The sequence below is a fragment of the Paraburkholderia sp. CI3 genome, assembly GCF_050436505.1.
Classification (GTDB): Bacteria; Pseudomonadota; Gammaproteobacteria; order Burkholderiales; family Burkholderiaceae; genus Paraburkholderia; species Paraburkholderia tuberum.
In genome coordinates, this window is the sequence record NZ_JBNDMI010000002.1 from 218560 (window position 1) to 238189 (window position 19630).

A 19630-nucleotide genomic window follows, 5' to 3' on the forward strand; every position below is an offset into this window, starting at 1 on the left:
AGATGGCACAGCAACGGGATGACGATCAGAAAGACAGCGGCAACGGTTTCAGCACGGCGCGGCGGGGGCTGATGCAGGGCGCGGGACTCGGCGCAGCGCTTTCGCTGATGGGCGCGCTAGGCGGCGCGGGCGGTCTGATCGGCACCGCGCAGGCAGCGCAGACGGCTTTTCCGTCGCACAAGAAGTGGAGGATCGTGTTCGTCAATCACGTCACCACCAACCCGTTCTTCGTGCCCACGCAGTACGGCATTCAGGATGCCTGCTCACTGCTCAACATGGATTATCAGTGGACCGGCTCGGCCACGTCCGATGCCGGCGAAATGGTCCGCGCCGTGAACTCGGCGATTGCCGCGAAGGCCGACGCCATCGCGGTGCCGATCGTCGATCCGAGCGCTTTCGACAAGCCCATCCTGGCCGCGCTCGACGCCGGAATTCCGGTGTTCGCGTACAACGCCGACGCGCCGCGCGGCAAGAAGAATCCGCGCCTCGCGTATATCGGCCAGGACTTGTATCTGTCGGGCTATCAGATGGGCGAGCGCATCGTCAGTCTGATCGACAGCGGCATGGTCGGGCTGTTCATCGCCACGCCGGGGCAGCTCAACATCCAGCCGCGTCTGGACGGTGCGAGCGACGCCATCAAGAAGTCCGGCAAGAAGATCGACATCCAGACCGTGGCCACGGGCGCGACCGTCAACGAGGAGCTGTCGAAGATCAAGGCGTTCTACCTGGGCCACCAGGACCTGAAAGGCATGTTCGCGGTGGATGCGGGCAGCACGCAGGGCGTCGCGCAGGTGATGAAAGAGTCGAACCTGCCGTCCAAAGGCGTGCACGGCGGCGGCTTCGACCTGCTGCCGACCACGATCCAGCTGATCCACGAAGGTTTCCTCGACTTCACCATCGATCAGCAGCCCTACGTCCAGGGTTTCTATACGGTGATGGAGGCGTTCGTGTTCCTCAGCTCCGGCGGCCTCGTCGGCCCGGCCGAAATCAACACCGGCCTGAAATTCGTGACGAAGGATAACGTCGAGCCGTACCTGAATACCTCGACGCGCTTTGAAGGCAAGACCGACAAGGAGCAAATCGTTCCGAGATCCGGCCCAATCAAGTCCTGATGAATACAGTGAACGAAACCAGCAACACCGAAGCGGTCCGCGCGCCCCGGCGCGCGGGTGTTTCCTTCGCGTCTCAATGGGCGGCCGAGCTGCGCATCCTGCTCGTGGCCGTGCTGCTGGCCGCCTACTTCGAATTCGCGAACCACGATTTCCTGCTCACCAACGCGAGCCTCGTCAACCTGTCGCAGTTCATCGCGCCGGTGGCGATCATCGCGTTCGGCGAAATCATGTTGATGATCGGCGGCGACATCGATCTGTCGGCGGGCATGGTGTTCGCGTTCGCGCCATTCATGATGGTGTTCGCGAATGACGCGGGCGCGCCGATGTGGCTCGCCGTGATCGCGGGGCTCGTGGCCGCGGGAATCGTCGGCTTCGTGAACGGGGCGGTGTCGGTTTGGCTGCGGCTGCCCTCGTTCGTTACGACGCTCGGCACGCTCTTTCTGATCAACGGTATCACGCTCACGATCTCGCGCGGCACACCCGCCGCCACGCCGGGATCGCCCACCTTCGCCGGGTTCATGGGCGCGTGGGGCTACAGCGAGATCATCTGGACCCTGGTGATCGCGGCCGCGATGCACGTGCTGTTGCGACATACACGCTGGGGCCTGCATACGCAGGCCGCGGGTGCGAATCCGCTCGGCGCGAGCGAGGCCGGCATACATGTGAAGCGACTGCGCCTCGGCAACTTCGTCCTCGCCGCGGTGCTGGCGGGCTTCACCGGCATGCTCGAAGCCTTTCGCATTACCTCGATCGACCCGCAGGCCGGCGGCAACCAGATCATGTTCCTTGCCGTGGCCGCCGCCGTGATCGGCGGCACGCCGCTCACGGGCGGCTCGGGCACCATCGTGGGCGGCCTCATCGGCGCAGCGGTGCTCGGTATTCTGAACGACGGCTTTACACTGATCGGTATCAACGCGTTTACGTTCAACATCATTCTTGGCGCCGCGATTCTGGCGGCGATGATCTTCAACATCCACGTCGGGCGCATTCGCCGCAAGGGTGGACGATGATGGACCAATCGCAAACCTCCTCCGCGGGCGCCAATGCCACGGCCGCTGCGCGCAGCGCGCCGAACGCCCCGCTCGCGCTGCGCGGCGACAGCCTCGTCAAACGCTTCGGCGCGGTGACGGCGCTCGACGGCGTCTCGCTCACGCTCGGCAAGGGCGAGATCCTCGGCATACTCGGCGACAACGGCGCGGGCAAGTCCACGCTCGTGAAGATCCTCACGGGCTTTCATCAGCAAACGAGCGGCACGCTCCACATCGACGGCGAGGAGACGCTGTTGCGCTCGGTCGATCATGCGCGTTCGCTCGGCATCGAATGCGTGTATCAGGATCTCGCGCTCGCGAATTCGCTGAGTATTTACCACAACATGTTCCTGAACCGCGAAATCGTGCGGCGCGGGCCGTTCAGGCTGCTCGACCACAAACGGATGCGCGAGCGCGCGGCGCAATGCCTCGACGATATCGGCGTGCACGTGCCTTCGGTGGATTTGCCCGTGGAGCGTCTTTCGGGCGGCCAGCGCCAGGCGATCGCCGTGGCGCGCGCCGTGCATTCGAACGCGAAAATCCTGTTGCTCGACGAACCGCTCGCCGCGATGGGCGCGCGCGAGGCGGGACTCATCATCGACCTTCTGATGCGCTTGAAGGAAAAAGGCGGCCTCTCGATCATCATGATCATGCACAACTATGCGCAGACGCTCGATATCGCGGATCGCATCATGTTGATGCAGCGAGGGCGCGTGACCTACGAGCAACAGAGCGCGCTGACTTCGGTGGCGGAGCTGATGGACATCGTGCAGCGGGAATACCGGGCCATGCGCGCCGGCGGCGCACAGTGAGCCCGCCACGGCCCGCGACACCGCGCAACTCAAATCAGAAATCGATCTTCGTGTTCACGCTGACCATGCGCGGATCGCCTGGCGCGATCTAGTCCGAGTACTGGAACATCCAGTAGCGGCGATTCGTGATGTTGTCGATCGCCGCGCGCAGCGTCACGTCGTATCCACCGATGCGTGTCAGATGGTTCGCCCCGATGTTTACGATCATGTGCTTCATCGACGGCCTACCGAATCAGCGGACCGTCATTGCGATTCAGGAGGCGCTGCGATGCTTCGACAATGTGGAGTGGTGACGGGCGCCGTCGTTCACTCGCAACGCACTCTGCGCCGATACCGTTATATGTTCATCGTATGAGAGCCGCAGGACGAGAAACATGATCATCGGCGACACCGGCGAAAGATGCCGCAGAAATGACCCGTAGTCCGGTTCGAAAATAGCTTGCGTTGACAGGAAACTGACCAGAAAACAAAAACAAAGCGTCTCGAATCGGCCCACCGGAAATAGCGCCGCCGCGGAGCGATAACGCACAAACACAGTCACAAAAGTGAAAAACACGCCAATGCCGCCCAGCATTTGCAGCGGAGAACCCGACGTAATCAACCGCACCGGCAAAACGAAGGTCGCCAGCGTGATGGCGACGTTCGCCACGCCAATGAACATACCACTGCCTGGAATGAACTGTACGATCATCGACCCCACTTCCTCCGGGTCCCGCCACTCATTGGCGTTCTGCCTCGCGAAATCCAGTGATTCGCCATAGGCCTTCTGGAACACGAAGGCGACCATCACAAACATGGCCAGCGCGAAAAAGATCAATGAAACCGGCCTTCTGAAGCCGTTTGGCGCGAAATAAAGAAACACGGTTGCGGCCAGTGTAAGGCCCCAGTACGATCTGAAGTACACGGCTACCAGCGCTGCCAGGACGACAAACAAAACCAATATCGCACGCGACGAGTTGTAAAACAGCATCAAAAGAACCAGAACCGAAATGATGATTTCTTTCGATGGAACGCCGATATAGACGGTCTGATTGGCGAGCCAGAAGGCAACCAGAAAGAACTCGGCCGGTTTTAGCGAAGTGACACCGGAACGCCAGATGGCGACAAACATGCCGATAGTCGATGCGAGAAATCCTATCAAAGAAATGGAGAAACTCTGGAGACCGAAAAAGTTGAACAGCCACGCGAGATTGTCAAATGAGTCGCCAAACGCCCTGAAAGCGGTGACGGTCTTCATCCGGTCGAAGATCACCAGTTCATCGAACAGAAAACGCGCCGGCAACGTGCTGTCGTGAAACGCGGAGATCGCATAAAGCGCGATGAACAGAATGAACCAGACCGCGGCCGACACGCCTGGACTCGCATTCCTGCCGATGATGCCGGGGAGTTTTACAATGCGCATTCTCTTTCCCTGAACAAGTGAGCGACTCGCCTCGCGGTGGAGGAGCTAGCCTTGCAGCGTCGCTGATTTTTGAGCGCAGAGATCACTGCGCTTCAAAACTAGGTTGGCGATTCAAATAAGCGTCCGGCTCCTTGCCGATCTTGAGCGCCTGGTAAGTACCCGCACTTGCCACGATCGTTCCGCAGACGCTGAGCAGAAGAAGCGAGTGGATGAACCCGACGCCGAGGAATTGAGCCGTCGCAAAGATCAGAAAGATCGATACGGCATTGACTGCTTGAATCATCAAGTCGATCTTCAGCCGGTTCGCGACAATGAATACCTGAGCCATCGAGCCATAGATCGCCATCGTGATGAAATAGGGAACAAAGATCAGGTACACAGACATCGACGGTTCCCATTCGTCGCCCATCTTCATGTGGATAATGAGGCTAAGGCCTGCATAGCACGCTGCCACCAGAGAAATGCTGATAAGCGTCAGCATAGTAAAAAACTGTTTCGAGGGATTCACTCTGTCTTTTATGTGGCCGTCGAAATAATCGATCAGATCGCGGCGGAAGACGGCGCCCAAACTTTGCGACAAGAGGGACGCAGGGAAGTACCCCACACGATACGCCAGCGCAAAGATGCCGGCTTCACGATGATCGAAGATCATCGGCATCAAAATGGCGGACGCATAGATCACGAATGAATTCAGCGTAGTGGTCGGCACACCAAATTTTGCATACTGGATCTGAAGTGCGGAGAACCTGATGAAGGCCAACGGGATCATCCGGCGCGCCGAGTAAAGGCAGATCGCGGCGGGCACAACGGTCGAGGCCAGAAAAATCCAGCTATAGATATTGAATACGGTGGTGCCTGTGCACTCCCCTTTCGAAAACTTCATCATGCAGACGAAGTAGACCGCGAACGCGGCATTAGGGAAGAACCGGATCGTCGCGATTTGCGCGTACTTTCTTTCGGTGGTGAGTGCTCCGCACAACGCCTGTTGCAGGAACACGCCAAGTGCCAGACCGATAACAGGTATGTATTCCGTATGCCCGGCCGCTGCCGTGGCCACCACGAGCGCCACGCCGATCCCTATGGCGACCGCACTGGAACTCGTCATTGCGCGCACGGCCTGGGCCTTGTCCGCCGCCATGCACGCAACCTCCAGACGCAAGCCGATCACCGACCCGATAAAAAGACCACCGGCCATGAGCTGGCTGAAATACCCGAGAGCCGTCGGCCCGCAGAACTTCCCGATCAATAGAATCGAAACGAAATTGAGCGCCTGACTCAGTACGACTCCAGCGATACTGACGATCGAATGTTTGATATTCACAATTTATCTACGTCGAAGTCCGGGTGAATTTTTCATCGCTCTACACGACGATGGTTGTCGTCTGAAGGCTAGCCTTTCTGCGTCTTTCCGCTGGCGGGCAATGCGTCGAGATAGGAAGCACTGCGATAGAGGCCTGCGCGCGCGCCCAGACTATAGCGATAGACATCCGTATCGATCGCGTTGAAGATCACACCCTTCACCCGGGCATTCGCCTGCTTGAGCTGCTTGGTGGCCTCCAGCACCTGCGCAATGGAAGTGGTCTCGAAGCGGGTCACCAGCAGCACGGTGCCGCAGCTATCCGCAAGCGCGGTCGCGTCGGATACGGCGAGCACCGGCGGCGTGTCGATCAGCACGATGTCGTATTCGCTCGTCTTCGCGAGGAATTGCTGCATGCGTTCGCTCACCAGAAGCTCGGCCGGGTTCTCCGGTATCGCTCCGCGCGCAACGAAGTCGAGGCCCGGACGCACGTCACGCATGATCACCGGGCCGGACGTCACGTCCGACGTCAGATAGTCAGCCAGGCCGGGGGTCGAGTCGAGACCAAAGTATTGCTCGAGATGACCTTTGCGCAGGTCCGCGTCGATCAGCAACACCCGCTTGCCGGCCGCCGATACGACCGCCGCCAGATTCGCCGAAAGGAACGACTTGCCCACCTGTTCGGTCGGCCCCGTCAGCAGCACGCGATTGTCGCCCGATTCCGATTCCAGCATGGCAAAATGAAGCGCGGTTCTGAGTCGGCGCAGGCTTTCAATCGACGGGTCGCGCGGAAACTCGCTCGCCAGCAGGAACTTCTCGCCAGCGGGCAGCTTCGGCGTCTTGCCGATTCGCGCGACTTTCGCCTGCGACAGCGGCACGCTCGCATAGACGTTCAGGCCCGTTTGCTCCTCGATCTCCTGCGCGTCGGTCACGCCCCGATACAGCGCCGTACGCCCGAACGCCGCACCCACGCCCAGAATCAGGCCGCCCAACGCAGCATAGATAATCACCAGAAGCTTGTTCGGCTTGATCGGCTCTTTCGGCACCACCGGGTTATCGATCAACCGCACCGTTCCAACCTTGCCGGCGCGAACCAGTCTGAGCTGTTGCATGTTGTTCAGCATGCCGACGTAAAGCTCGTTGTTCACGTTCATGTCACGGGTCAGGCGCACCGCATTCTGCTCCAGGTCCGGCAACGCCTGTTCCTGCTGCGACAAGCTTCCGATCCTGCTGCTCAGCATGCCGATCTGCTGATCGATCGCCTGGATCGCGGGATGACCCGGCGCGTAGATCGCGCCCATCTCCGCGCGCTTCTGCTTCAGTTCGAGCAGGCTGCGCTGCGTGGCTACGCTTTGATCCAGATAGGCCTTGCCCTGCTCACTCAGATTGAACACGCCCATGCGGTTGCGCATGTCGTTATAGCGTCCCTCGGCGCGCTCCAGGTCGCTCTTGAGTTGCGGCAACTGCTCGCTCAGGAACGCAAGCGACTTCTCGGCTTCCGCCGCCTTGCGCTTCAGATTCTGGTCAACATACGCATTGCCGATTTCGGCGAGCGTGCTGGCCGTCAGCAGCCGCTCAGAGCCCGTCAGCGACGCGCCGATGATGCCGCTGTCTTTACCCTTCTGCGAGACCGTCAGCCGGTTTTGCAGGCTTTCCACCGTCTTGTCGCGCGACTGTCTCTCCAGAATGAATTGCGTGCCCGGCTTTGCGTTCAGCGAATCGACCTGCAGCGTGATCGCGCCATCGGCCAGTTTCGTGTCGAGCTTTTCGCCCACGCGACCCTCGATCGGCTCGCTGAGATCCGACTGCTCCAGCCGGTAGCGTTCGCCCTCCAGAACCGTCAGAACGAACTTCTCGCCTTCGAATGCTTCCGGGACGTCGAAGCTGGACACCTTGATCGCTTCATCGCCCCATGCATATCCGCCAAATCCAAAGATACCTGGCTCGGAAAGACTCCGGGCTTGCCGGCCCAACCAGTCTCCGATCAATGGAAAGCGCCTGGGCTTTGCGCTGACGTCGAGGTGCAGATCGTCAACGGCTTTTCCGACCACCATTCTCGACTGCAGGATTTCCATTTCAGCCGTCGCCTCTGTTTTGACGTCGAACATGCTGGAGACGTCGCCCAGTGGGCTTTTTGAATTGCTGGTCGGAATGCTGTCTTCAACCTGCACGAGAATATCGGCCTGGTACACCGACGGCGCGATAAACGCGTAGGCCACGCCCACGGCGAGCACGCCGCCGGCGATTCCACCGACCAGCCAACGGTTGGCCATTAGAACGTCGAAATAACGCGAAAGACTTACATCGTTATTCCGGAGCACGGCTGCATTCGTAAGCAGAGAGTTCTGATTCATCGAAACCCCAGGGCGGGTGTACGAAAAGGGTGGAAGCTCGATTTCATGTGCAGGCGATGCGGCGTTGCCAGATCTCGCTTTTTGTCACGGGACGGCATCATTTTGGGTGCGGGCGCTGCGCGCGTCAGTTCGGTGTGCAACGCAATCTGTCAACAATTCCTCTGCTTTGCGCGCCACTAACTTCAGAATAATCGTCTTACCGTACAAAGATAAGACTGCCTAATTCTCCACTGAACCACTGTTTCCCCGCAGTAGATTCTTCGGTGGAAAATTAGCGTATATTTCACACTAACTAGTATCCCAGACTATCTGAAGACGGTCATCACCTCCGTACGCTAACGCACATCGCTTTTGTGACCGTGACGGCACAATCCCATTCAACGCCGTTAGCTTGGGATGCATATGAAACAATTGATGCGTGAGATATTCACACGCGCGCTGCTTTTCAGTGGAACCCCCGCGGCGATTCGAGCCTTTCTCTGGCGCGATCGCACCGCGATTCTGCTCTATCACGATCCGTCGCCCGCCACGCTCGAGGCTCATTTTGAGTACCTGAAAGACAAGGTCGAGTTCGTGCCGTTGTCGCAGGCAAATTCGCGAGGTAGTGGTCGCCCGCGCGTGGCCGTCACGTTTGACGACGGCCATATCGGCAATGCAAATCTGCTGCCCGTATTCATCAAGTACGGGGTGTACCCGACCATTTACATCTGCAGCAGTGTCGTGGCGCACGATCGTACTCACTGGTTCCTGCATCCTGTCGCGAGGGATGCAGGTGTGAAGCGGCTGATTCGCATGAAAAACCACGAGCGCCTGGCTGAACTCGACGCGCGAGGCTTTCGTCAGGACTTGCCAGACCCATCGGCGACGATTAGTGGCCTCAGCGCCGCCCATATTGAAGAGATGCGCCCCTATGTCGACTTTCAGTCTCACACACGCTATCACCCGACACTAACCTTCTGTGACGATGACGAATGCTTTGAAGAGCTTGCGCTATCAAAGTCGGAGGTAGAACGGATCATCGGTAAGCCTTGCGAGCATTTCGCGTATCCCTATGGCATTTATGGTCCGCGCGAAGTCGAGCTGCTGAAGGCCGCCGGCTACAAGACCGCACGCACGACCGACGTGGGCTGGAATGACGAAGGGAGCGACCCGTTCCGACTCAAGGCGTTCGACATTGACGATGACTCTTCCGTGTCGTGGTTCGCCGCGCAGCTCACGGGCCTGACGTTGGTGCCGCGCTATCTGCGACTGGGACGCGTCAGGCGCCTGGCTCAGCGCATCTTTAGCAGACCACGTGCATTGAACCAGGCGTAGAAAGCACAGCGCCGCCGTGACAGCTCGCGCAGCGGCGTACGACACCGTCGTGCACCGCGCTGCATCCAACCCAGGGCGGCGAATCGTCACGATAAGGTATTCGCTAATAAAAAAACTATCGCGCGCGATCTCGGCTTCGAGCAGAACAAGCGGTCAACGTTCGAGCACCTGTCAATCAAAGGCGCAACCGGACCGCCAGTGCATTATTCCTAACGGCCTTATTGTTCCTTATCTCCACGGTTAAAAAGGAAGGCGGCATGCGTAAAATCTTCATCACGTCTCCGGGTACCGCCAATTATCCGGAAATTACTGCCTATCAAAACTATTTTAAAGCGCGCGGCGTGGATGTGGTGGTCGGAACAATCAGCGATTACCGCGCCCTCGATAACAAACGAGATTTCGTGTTGTGGGAAATCATGGGTTTTTATCCGAACCGGTTTGAATCCGACTTTGTCATCCATGACTACCGTTCTCTCTCCGTTGGCGGCTGGCCGGCGATGAAAGACGTCGCGAAGCGGTATTTAAATTGCCAGCCGAATCTGCGGATCTTTCAGAACAAACGGCAACAGGAGATCATGGGTTTCGGTCACGGCGTACCCAGTGTGATCCTGCCCATGGGCGTGCCGAACTGGATCTTCGAGGTACAGGATGGCGGTCAGACCGAAAAGAAAGCTGATTTCTGTTATATCGGCGAAATGAGCGTCGAGCGGGGCTTCGATCGCGTGCTGGAAGCATTTATAAACAACTTTCAGAAGCGCGACGTCTCCCTCCTCCTGGTGGGAAAACCGGACCCGCGCATCTACGAAAGATTTTCGAATGCAAAAAATATCATTTTCACTGGGCCGTTGCCGCAGCGTGAGGCGCTGAAGCACGTGGTCGAATCCGATGTTGCGGTGTGCTATTTCCCCTATCACCGGCCGCACTGCTATCAAACGCCGACCAAGCTGCTCGAGTATGCTGCGCTCGGCAAGAAAATCGTGTGCAACGACTCGCCGTCGAATATCAGATGCTGTGAAGAGATGGGCATCCATAGTGTGATCACCACGGCGAACATCTTTGACGGAATCGATGAAGACGCCGCGCGCGGTGCGACAGCAAATCGTCGGACGGACTTCGCAGACCTCATTTGGGACCGGGTGATAGAGCAGTCCAACGTCGCCACATTTCTACCAACGGATATCAAGCTAACCAACGCTTGACCAATCCATTGACGTGCGACATTTCAACGAATGCGACTCGAACTGCCCTTGGTAGCACTGAGTCAGCCGAAGAGACGACATTTGAACGGTGGCAATGACATGCAGATATTCATTCTTCACCCCGGCAAGGCGAATTATCCTGAGATAGACGCCTACACGAAGTATTTTGTGAGAAACGACTGTAAGGTAACGTCAGGGACACTGGATGATTACAAAAAAGTCAAGAATCCGGAGGAGTACATTCTCTGGTGCATCATGGGCTTTTACCCCAGGATCCCTGCAGCAAAATACGTTATCCACGATTACCGCTCGCTGTCTGTCGGGCGTAACAGTGCGCTAAAGGACAGCATCAAGAAAACGTTTCAACCACGGCCCGATCTTCGAATATTTCAGAACGACTCAATGAGTGCAGTCATGGGCTTCCGCGACGGCGTAGATACCGTTTTCCTGCCGATGGGCGTACCAGATTGGATTTTCACGACGGATGCTGACCGCAACCAGGCGCTTCCGTCGGGAACGTATTGTTATCTGGGCGAGATAACGCGGGAACGCGGCTTTGTCGGCTTCATCAGGGACTTCCTGGCCGCCAAGCGCGACTCGGATACCCTCGTTCTGATTGGGCCTGTTGAAAAGGAAATCTCCGACGCATATCTTCGATCGCCCGGCATCCTGTTCACGGGACGTCTTGCGCAACGCGATGCCCTCGCGGTGGTTCGCAACTGCGAGATTGCTATTTCAACCATCCCGTACAAGCGTCCGTACGACGTGCAGACGCCGACCAAGCTTCTGGAATATGCTGCGCTCGGCAAAAGAATCATCTGCAATGACTCGCCTTCGAATCTGAACGCCGCCGCCAAGTTTGGAATTCAATGTAAAGTAACGGGCCCAGAGGTATTCTCTAGCATCTGCAATTTCCACGGCGATATGGTGCCGAAAAATGACCCCTCCACGCTGCTGCATTTGCGGTGGACAGATATAATCGCCGCCTCGGGCGTGGAGCGATATCTCGCGCGGCTCTAAAAATTAAAATGGTTTGCGCGATGACACGCGCAATCCATTTCTCAAAAGTCAGTCTCGTCGCGATCGGCGTTCCGTGAACGTTGGTTACGGAGTGGTGCTTCGATTCTTGCCGCGCCCCATCGGCACGTCCGGGCCAGTTCTTCGCCCGTCCCGACTGCCCGAATCGATGAAGAGTTGATGCTCACGCGCGTGAAGAGGCTTTTGTCCGCTACTCTTCACTTCGGCAAGAGCACTGTATGCAATCGGTCCCAGACGACGGCTTGCTGCAAATCGCGCAGTCTGCGCAAGCAACCGAAACCGGCGCCGCGTCGCCTCTTCGCCGGAAAATCGCGCTAAGCCCCGCCGCGCAGCTTCACGTAGTCACTCGCTCAGCACCGAACGGCCCTGGCGAATGCTTCTCAACTGGGCCGAATAAAGCAGCGCGATGTTGTTGAAGAAACGATCTTCACTGAATCTGTTGTGCGCTTCCTCCTGCGCGCGCCGCAATAAACCTTCACGAAATTTATCCTCGGCTATCATCTTCCGGATCAGCGAAGTCGCTTCTGCAGCCGTCCGATAAAGAACGCCGGTCGAATTGTGACGAATGGTGTCTATATTGCCGGGACAATCTGACGCCACAACGGGTGTGCCGAGCGTCATTGCTTCAATCAGAGAAATTGGCATTCCCTCCCAGGAAGCTGTCGACAAATAGATATCCGCTTGCGCCACAGCCGCGATTACGTCAGCACGCGTAAGCCAACCGGTCACACGCACGCCGGCGTCCTCGAGCGTCCTCCTGAGATCTGCGTCGCCGTCGCCGATCCATACGAACTCGACGCCGTCCCGATCAAACGAGCATGCAATCTCCGCGAACAATCGCGGATTCTTTTGCACACGAATGCCGCCGACAGTCACAATTTTTTGCCTTTTCGTCGATCCGACTTTTCCGGCGCTTTCCAAACGATTGTTGCCCTGGACACTGACAGCCCGATCGATCGCGTTCTCGACCAGTACTGCATCTCGCCGAAGATAGCGGCGAATAGCGGCGCATTCACTCTCGGAGCAGCCAACGTATGTGCAGTTCTTCACACACGCAAGCAACTCCAACGCGGCGAAACAGTATCGCTTCAACCTGCCTATGTCTCGCCGTACGAAAGAGATACAGTGCGGGCTATAAAGAAGCGCCGTTGACGGCAACGCAAACAAGGTCGACATTCGTCCCAGGAAACCTGCGAATGACGAGTGCAGATGGACGATATCCGGGTTCAATTCGATGAGTTGTTGGCGCAAGACAGACATGATCCGTGCCAATGATGGCCCTTTCATCTGCAGATGCTGCAGGACGACGTCAGAGTGAAACATCGCGCGCAAATTCTTCGGTGTTTCCTCGCGCTCCGAATAGATCACATACACCTCGTGACCTTCCTTGGCGAGGCGCGTCGCAAGCGTGCTCACAACTGCAAGCGTTCCTGTAGCAGTCGATTCGATTACGTGGACCACTCTCATAACATGTTTCTCGTGAATTGCGCAGCAATAGCGGAACACATCCCCGATCGGTCACCGCGATCGGGACGACATGCAATCTACGACAGGGAAAGGATCTCAGCCGGCTCAGTAGGCGCCGTCTTTCGCGAACACCACTTTGACGGTTCTCAGAAGGATCGACATATCGAATGTCAGCGAGCGGTTCATTGCGTACTTAACATCGAGCGAAACCCGCGTCGGATAGTCCACATCGTTGCGGCCGCTGACCTGCCATAAGCCTGTCATTCCCGGCTTCAGCGCGAGGTAGTAACGAACATCGCGGCCATATCGCACCAGCTCCTTCTGCACGATAGGACGGGGGCCCACCAGGCTCATATCGCCGCGCAGCACGTTCCATAGTTGCGGCAACTCATCGAGGCTCGTCTTGCGCAGAATGCGGCCAACCGGCGTCACACGAATATCGTTTTTAAGCTTGAAATCGCGGTCCCATTCCGCACGAGCCTGCGGATCGGTTGCGAGCAGTTTGGCGAGAACTTCATCCGAGTTCTTCACCATGGAGCGGAACTTCAGGCACTTGAAAGTACGTCCTCCTCGGCCAATTCTCGGATGACCATATACGGCGTTTCCGTGATCGCTCATGACTGCCAGCGCAATTATCAGAAGAACCGGGAAGAGCAGGATGAGTAGAACCGACGCCCCGCAAACGTCCATCGTTCTCTTCACTGCGTCGTCCCACCTTGCGACGAAGAGGTTCTCGCTTTGCGGGTTCGAGTCATCCAGGGCGACCTGTTTTGAGTTCGCCTCAAGGCACGCCTCTTCCAGTTTCGGATCCGCGGTGGCGTTGGATTCGAACATACTATCTCCTCAGTTCGGAAACTCGTGGGAAACGATGCCGGCGTAGGCACCCTGCGCTTGCAAAACAGATTTTGGTGTGGAAGTGAATCGTTTAGTGAAGCTAATTTCATTGATTCACTGACGAGTCACGACGAGCGTAACATCTCACTTAAAGACCGAATGTTAGCAATAGCGCATAAAGTCGCCATCGTACAGTTCGATCGCGACACGTCGCCCTTCATCAGGTGCACCAACAGTTCTTCTGCCAATCAAATACGCAGAATTCGAATCATGGCTTCGTTCTTTGATTGGTCTTATCGCCAGGTATCACTCGTAAATATCATGACAAAGCGTTCAGGTCAGACGCATACTTTTATCAGACGTGTAATCGTTCTGTCGAAATCTCGTGATTTCGAATTTGTCTAAAGAGAGACGACAGTTTTCATCTTTAGGAAAAAAGAAAATTTGATGAAGGAACAACTTGTGTAATGACTGACCGCGGCAAGGTCTATGCGATGACTCGCGCTGCACATCGAAGTCGAAAGTATCCCGGCTCGGCACTACGAATCGATGTGCGTTCCCGTACATGATCGGACGATCCGCTCATTGCGGAGTTCCACGCGAAGACTTCGAGATATGCCGACAAGCGTGGCGCAACCGGCGTCGGAAATCTGATAGTGAGGCATTGCGTCACACAACAAACTTCAGCTGGGACTGATGCCGAACAAGGGGGCGCATCCTTAGGAAGATTGAGTCGCTCTGTTCTGAAGTGTAGTGTCTGTGCGGGACTCTGACGTCGACACGGTATTCGACGCGCGTGTTCGACATATCCGTGCCGTCAATGCGGTCGCTTCAACAATTGATGTTCATCGGCACACTTAACTTTGACGTTTTCGGAACCAATTCCAGGCGACAGCATTTATAGTTGAGAAATGAAACTCACACTTCTCTCTTTATTCGCCGTCTTAACACTTTTGTGTGGGCAGCCGATGTCGGCCTTCGCGAAGAACGGTCGCGCCAAGACAACGAACGCGACTACCGCCACTGCTCAGCAACTCGCGGCGCTGCAGCCGCCGCCCACCGGAAGCGGAAATGACCGTTTTGCAATGGACGTGAACTGCAATCTCTGGAGTGCGGATCAGACGGCGCTGAACGAATGCTCAAAGGACCTGGATCTGATTGCCGGATTGGGCGTCGGTACGGTTCGCCTCGGCGTTTCGTGGGACTTCATGACGCTGGCCGACGGCAGCACGCTGGACCCCAGCAAAGTGGCCTTTCTGAAGTCGCTTCTGAACGCCGCGCGCACGCGCGGCATGAAGATTCTTTTCCAGGTGGGCATGTACGCGCCGTCTAGCGCATACCAATGCCCGGCCACCAAAAATCCGCCGACCGCATCGTCACCGAGACTCGACTTCTGCGACGCGACGTTCACGAAGTATCTCGGCTCGCTCATGGACGTCGTTCTGCCCTTTACGGCTGACATCGAACTGTTCAATGAGACCAACTGGTCGTTCTCCGCTTCGGACCCGTCTTACGGCGATCCGAACGGTATCTCCGGATACATTCTGAATCGCAGCAAGACGCTCTATTCGGAAGCCAGGCAGATCCTGAACACGAAAAGCCAGTCGGGCTACAAAACGGTTCTGCACACTCAGGGCATCTCGTACTTCTACAACTCGGCGTACCCGAATAACGGCTGGAAACCGCCCGCGGGCAGCGAACTGATCCAGGCGACCGACTACATCAAGGCAATGGGTAACAACACGAAGAGTGTTTCCAGCCCGTTGAACGTCGAGATCGACGTCGTCGACGTTCATCCGTACTTCAGCAGCGCCGACTACCAAACGCTGATGCAGTCGTTCAAGACGACCGTTTCGAATCTGGTTGCTAGCGGTCCCAAGCCGATCTGGATCACGGAAACCAACAACGGGGCGACCCGTACGGACGCCGGACAACTCGCGGCATTCAATCAGTTGAAGGTGCTGATGGACAACGGTTCGGTGGCAAAGGCGTTCTGGTATGTCGTGCGTAACGGCGATCCGAGCAACGGGGAAGGCGACGGCTATTCGATCTACGATTACAACCGTAACCTGATTTGTCCGCAGCTTGCCGCCGCTATTCGGGCCTACACCGCGAGCATCCCGCGAGCGCAGCGATTCCTATCGGGTCCCTACCTGACCCCGGTCCAGTGAAGGCGTCTAATTGCAATCGATGAGATAAACGCGAACGCCGACTCCGCCGTTTGCGTCATTTTGCTGTTCTGCCCTGCTCCAACGTGCTTGATGGTGTTGCAAAGAGGAAGCAGCGGACATCCGCAATGACGGATGAATCATAAGAGGGCGATGAGACTAATTATCCTCCTTTGATCCTCTCGCGCGCGCAACGCAAAGCGCACACGCGAAGACCCCAATCGCCACGCCGATCAGCAGACAGGCGGCATGCGTCAAGAAAGTTACCATCTTCCACTCCCTTTACGACCACATCGAATTTTGAGAAGTTGAACAGCACGATGTCATCGGTGGCGTAGCTATGGCTTGAGATCTTCCCTAGCGGCACCGGACAGTGTGATGAAGGTGATCCAAAGTCCGGCAGAGATTGACAAGGGCGCAATGTCCCGCTTGCGGATGGATGCCGACCTAATAATCGAACTCACTATACCACGGGTTTAGCCACGCTTTCGGCGCCAAACTTCAGAATGGCAAGCGCATTGCATCGCCAGCGGCGCGCGGGTTCAGAAGACCGTGACGTACGAAAATAGCCGACGCGGTAGGAGAGCGCGAAGCTGCCGGCGTCGCGATGGACGAATATCATCAGCATCAAAATGGCAGACGCCGGCCGGCACAAACAGAGAGGTCGGAAAGATCCCGCCATAGATGAAGACGCCGGTGCCCGTGCGCTCAGCTTTCAAAAGCGCCATCAGGCAGAAGAAGTGCCCGGCGAACGCAGTGATCGATAAGAAACGGACCGTGGCGATCTTCGTGTACTCCCTTTCGCTGGTCAGCGCTTCACCCAGAGTCTGTTGCAGAAACACGCCGACTGCGAGGGCGATCACCGGAATCGAATCGGAGGGGCCGGAAATGATCGTGGCCACCAAGCGCGGGCCGATCGGTATGGCGACGGCGCTGGAACTCGTCATTGCACGCATGGCCTGGGCCTTGTCCGCCGCCATGCACGCAACCTCCAGACGCAAGCCGATTAACGAGCGGATAAAACGCACCCGAGAGCCGTCGGCCCGCAGAACTTCCCGATCCATAGAATCGAAACGAAATTGAGCGCCTGACTCAGTACAACTCCAGCGACACTGACGAATGAGTCTTTGATATCCGCCAATCATCCACGCCGAACGTCGGCTGATTTTTCATCGCCATTCCTGACGACGGCCCTCGCGCCGTGAAGGCTAGTCTTTCTGCGTCTTTCCGCTGGCGGGCAATGCATCGAGATAGGAAGCACTGCGATAGAGGTCTGCGCGCGCGCCCAGACTATAGCGATAGACATCCGTATCGATCCCGTTGAAGATCACGCCCTTCACCCGGGCATTCGCCTGCTTGAGCTGCGCGGTCGCCTCCACCACCTGCGCAATGGAAGTGGTCTCGAAGCGGGTCACCAGCAACACGGTGCCGCAGCTATCCGCAAGCGCGGTCGCGTCGGATACGGCGAGCACCGGCGGCGTGTCGATCAGCACGATGTCGTATTCGCTCGTCTTCGCGAGGAATTGCTGCATGCGTTCGCTCACCAGAAGCTCGGCCGGGTTCTCCGGTATCGCTCCGCGCGCAACGAAGTCGAGGCCCGGACGCACGTCACGCATGATCACCGGGCCGGACGTCACGTCCGACGACAGATAGTCAGCCAGGCCGGGGGTCGAGTCGAGACCAAAGTATTGCTCGAGATGACCTTTGCGCAGGTCCGCGTCGATCAGCAACACCCGCTTGCCGGCCGCCGATACGACCGCCGCCAGATTCGCCGAAAGGAACGACTTGCCCACCTGTTCGGTCGGCCCCGTCAGCAGCACGCGATTGTCGCCCGATTCCGATTCCAGCATGGCAAAATGAAGCGCGGTTCTGAGTCGGCGCAGGCTTTCAATCGACGGGTCGCGCGGAAACTCGCTCGCCAGCAGGAACTTCTCGCCAGCGGGCAGCTTCGGCGTCTTGCCGATTCGCGCGACTTTCGCCTGCGACAGCGGCACGCTCGCATAGACGTTCAGGCCCGTTTGCTCCTCGATCTCCTGCGCGTCGGTCACGCCCCGATACAGCGCCGTACGCCCGAACGCCGCACCCACGCCCAGAATCAGGCCGCCCAACGCAGCATAGATAATCACCAGAAGCTTGTTCGGCTTGATCGGCTCTTTCGGCACCACCGGGTTATCGATCAACCGCACCGTTCCAACCTTGCCGGCGCGAACCAGTCTGAGCTGTTGCATGTTGTTCAGCATGCCGACGTAAAGCTCGTTGTTCACGTTCATGTCACGGGTCAGGCGCACCGCATTCTGCTCCAGGTCCGGCAACGCCTGTTCCTGCTGCGACAAGCTTCCGATCTTGCTGCTCAGCATGCCGATCTGCTGATCGATCGCCTGGATCGCGGGATGACCCGGCGCGTAGATCGCGCCCATCTCCGCGCGCTTCTGCTTCAGTTCGAGCAGGCTGCGCTGCGTGGCTACGCTTTGATCCAGATAGGCCTTGCCCTGCTCACTCAGATTGAACACGCCCATGCGGTTGCGCATGTCGTTATAGCGTCCCTCGGCGCGCTCCAGGTCGCTCTTGAGTTGCGGCAGCTGCTCGCTCAGGAACGCAAGCGACTTCTCGGCTTCCGCCGCCTTGCGCTTCAGATTCTGGTCAACATACGCATTGCCGATTTCGGCGAGCGTGCTGGCCGTCAGCAGCCGCTCAGAGCCCGTCAGCGACGCGCCGATGATGCCGCTGTCTTTACCCTTCTGCGAGACCGTCAGCCGGTTTTGCAGGCTTTCCACCGTCTTGTCGCGCGACTGTCTCTCCAGAATGAATTGCGTGCCCGGCTTTGCGTTCAGCGAATCGACCTGCAGCGTGATCGCGCCATCGGGCAGTTTCGTGTCGAGCTTTTCGCCCACGCGACCCTCGATCGGCTCGCTGAGATCCGACTGCTCCAGCCGGTAGCGTTCGCCCTCCAGAACCGTCAGAACGAACTTCTCGCCTTCGAATGCTTCCGGGACGTCGAAGCTGGACACCTTGATCGCTTCATCGCCCCATGCATATCCGCCAAATCCAAAGATACCTGGCTCGGAAAGACTCCGGGCTTGCCGGCCCAACCAGTCTCCGATCAATGGAAAGCGCCTGGGCTTTGCGCTGATGTCGAGGTGCAGATCGTCGACCGCTTTTCCGACCACCATTCTCGACTGCAGGATTTCCATCTCAGCCGTCGCCTCTGTTTTGACGTCGAACATGCTGGAGACGTCGCCCAGCGGGCTTTTTGAATTGCTGCTCGGAATGCTGTCTTCAACCTGCACGAGAATATCGGCCTGGTACACCGACGGCGCGATAAACGCGTAGGCCACGCCCACGGCGAGCACGCCGCCGGCGATTCCACCGACCAGCCAACGGTTGGCCATTAGAACGTCGAAATAACGCGAAAGACTTACATCGTTATTCCGGAGCACGGCTGCATTCGTAAGCAGAGAGTTCTGATTCATCGAAACCCCAGGGCGGGTGTACGAAAAGGGTGGAAGCTCGATTTAATGTGCAGGCGATGCGGCGTTGCCAGATCTCGCTTTTTGTCACGGCTGAAATCGGACGCACAGGCCGAGTACGTCAGTCCTGCTCGCAAC

13 protein-coding genes and 1 pseudogene are annotated in these 19630 nt (G+C 57.6%); 7 read left to right on the forward strand and 7 right to left on the reverse strand.

All coding sequences use genetic code 11. From position 1 onward, the window contains the following. Window positions 1-2: 2 nt before the first annotated feature. Genes OKW29_RS03875 through OKW29_RS03885 form a run of 3 tightly spaced genes read left to right on the forward strand, consistent with a single transcriptional unit; the run spans window position 3 to window position 2952 of the window. Complete coding sequence (locus OKW29_RS03875; RefSeq protein ID WP_429290046.1) at window positions 3-1112, forward strand: sugar ABC transporter substrate-binding protein; 1110 nt, start codon at window positions 3-5, stop codon at window positions 1110-1112. Then, on the forward strand, window positions 1112-2122 hold the full coding sequence (locus tag OKW29_RS03880; RefSeq protein ID WP_429290047.1) for an ABC transporter permease: 1011 nt from the start codon (window positions 1112-1114) through the stop codon (window positions 2120-2122). Before OKW29_RS03875 ends, OKW29_RS03880 begins: the two co-directional genes overlap by 1 nt. Beyond that, entirely contained in the window at window positions 2122-2952 is an 831-nt protein-coding gene (locus OKW29_RS03885; protein WP_018422193.1) for an ATP-binding cassette domain-containing protein, read from the forward strand. The genes OKW29_RS03880 and OKW29_RS03885 overlap by 1 nt, the downstream gene beginning before the upstream one ends. Window positions 2953-3205: 253 nt before the next feature. On the opposite strand, the gene OKW29_RS03890 is transcribed toward OKW29_RS03885, so the two are convergent. The 3 genes from OKW29_RS03890 to OKW29_RS03900 all read right to left on the reverse strand — a co-directional run bounded on the left by OKW29_RS03890 (window position 3206) and on the right by OKW29_RS03900 (window position 8005). Next, complete coding sequence (locus OKW29_RS03890; RefSeq protein ID WP_429290048.1) at window positions 3206-4354, reverse strand: hypothetical protein; 1149 nt, start codon at window positions 4352-4354, stop codon at window positions 3206-3208. Between the two features lie 82 nt (window positions 4355-4436). Further along, window positions 4437-5675 carry a lipopolysaccharide biosynthesis protein gene (locus OKW29_RS03895; RefSeq protein ID WP_429290049.1) on the reverse strand — a complete coding sequence of 413 codons (1239 nt, stop codon included), beginning with the start codon at window positions 5673-5675 and terminating at the stop codon, window positions 4437-4439. A gap of 68 nt (window positions 5676-5743) precedes the next feature. Next, a complete protein-coding gene (locus OKW29_RS03900) occupies window positions 5744-8005 on the reverse strand; it encodes a polysaccharide biosynthesis tyrosine autokinase (RefSeq protein ID WP_429290050.1) in 2262 nt (753 codons plus the stop codon). A gap of 402 nt (window positions 8006-8407) precedes the next feature. On the opposite strand from OKW29_RS03900, the gene OKW29_RS03905 reads away from it, so the two are divergent. The 3 genes from OKW29_RS03905 to OKW29_RS03915 all read left to right on the forward strand — a co-directional run bounded on the left by OKW29_RS03905 (window position 8408) and on the right by OKW29_RS03915 (window position 11538). Then, window positions 8408-9319: a polysaccharide deacetylase family protein gene (locus tag OKW29_RS03905; protein WP_429290051.1), complete on the forward strand. Its 912-nt coding sequence runs from the start codon at window positions 8408-8410 to the stop codon at window positions 9317-9319. Window positions 9320-9576: 257 nt separating this feature from the next. Next, the gene (locus OKW29_RS03910) at window positions 9577-10518 is read left to right on the forward strand and encodes a glycosyltransferase (RefSeq protein ID WP_429290052.1); all 942 of its coding nucleotides are present in this window, start codon (window positions 9577-9579) and stop codon (window positions 10516-10518) included. Between the two features lie 99 nt (window positions 10519-10617). Beyond that, window positions 10618-11538: a glycosyltransferase gene (locus OKW29_RS03915; RefSeq protein WP_429290053.1), complete on the forward strand. Its 921-nt coding sequence runs from the start codon at window positions 10618-10620 to the stop codon at window positions 11536-11538. A 360-nt stretch (window positions 11539-11898) separates the two neighbouring features. Here OKW29_RS03915 and OKW29_RS03920 read toward each other — a convergent pair whose 3' ends face one another. Together OKW29_RS03920 and OKW29_RS03925 are read right to left on the reverse strand one after the other, a co-directional pair. After that, window positions 11899-13023 (reverse strand): glycosyltransferase, encoded by a 1125-nt coding sequence (locus tag OKW29_RS03920; protein ID WP_429290054.1) that lies wholly within the window; start codon window positions 13021-13023, stop codon window positions 11899-11901. A 105-nt stretch (window positions 13024-13128) separates the two neighbouring features. Continuing rightward, window positions 13129-13725: pseudogene (locus tag OKW29_RS03925) on the reverse strand (sugar transferase); the annotation flags it as partial. A gap of 1217 nt (window positions 13726-14942) precedes the next feature. Between OKW29_RS03925 and OKW29_RS03930 the strand changes: the two are divergent. Then, a complete protein-coding gene (locus tag OKW29_RS03930; RefSeq protein ID WP_429290055.1) occupies window positions 14943-16028 on the forward strand; it encodes a glycosyl hydrolase in 1086 nt (361 codons plus the stop codon). Between the two features lie 539 nt (window positions 16029-16567). On the opposite strand, the gene OKW29_RS03935 is transcribed toward OKW29_RS03930, so the two are convergent. Then, a complete protein-coding gene (locus OKW29_RS03935) occupies window positions 16568-17005 on the reverse strand; it encodes a hypothetical protein (protein WP_429290056.1) in 438 nt (145 codons plus the stop codon). A gap of 228 nt (window positions 17006-17233) precedes the next feature. Further along, window positions 17234-19495 carry a polysaccharide biosynthesis tyrosine autokinase gene (locus tag OKW29_RS03940; protein ID WP_429290057.1) on the reverse strand — a complete coding sequence of 754 codons (2262 nt, stop codon included), beginning with the start codon at window positions 19493-19495 and terminating at the stop codon, window positions 17234-17236. Window positions 19496-19630 lie beyond the last annotated feature (135 nt).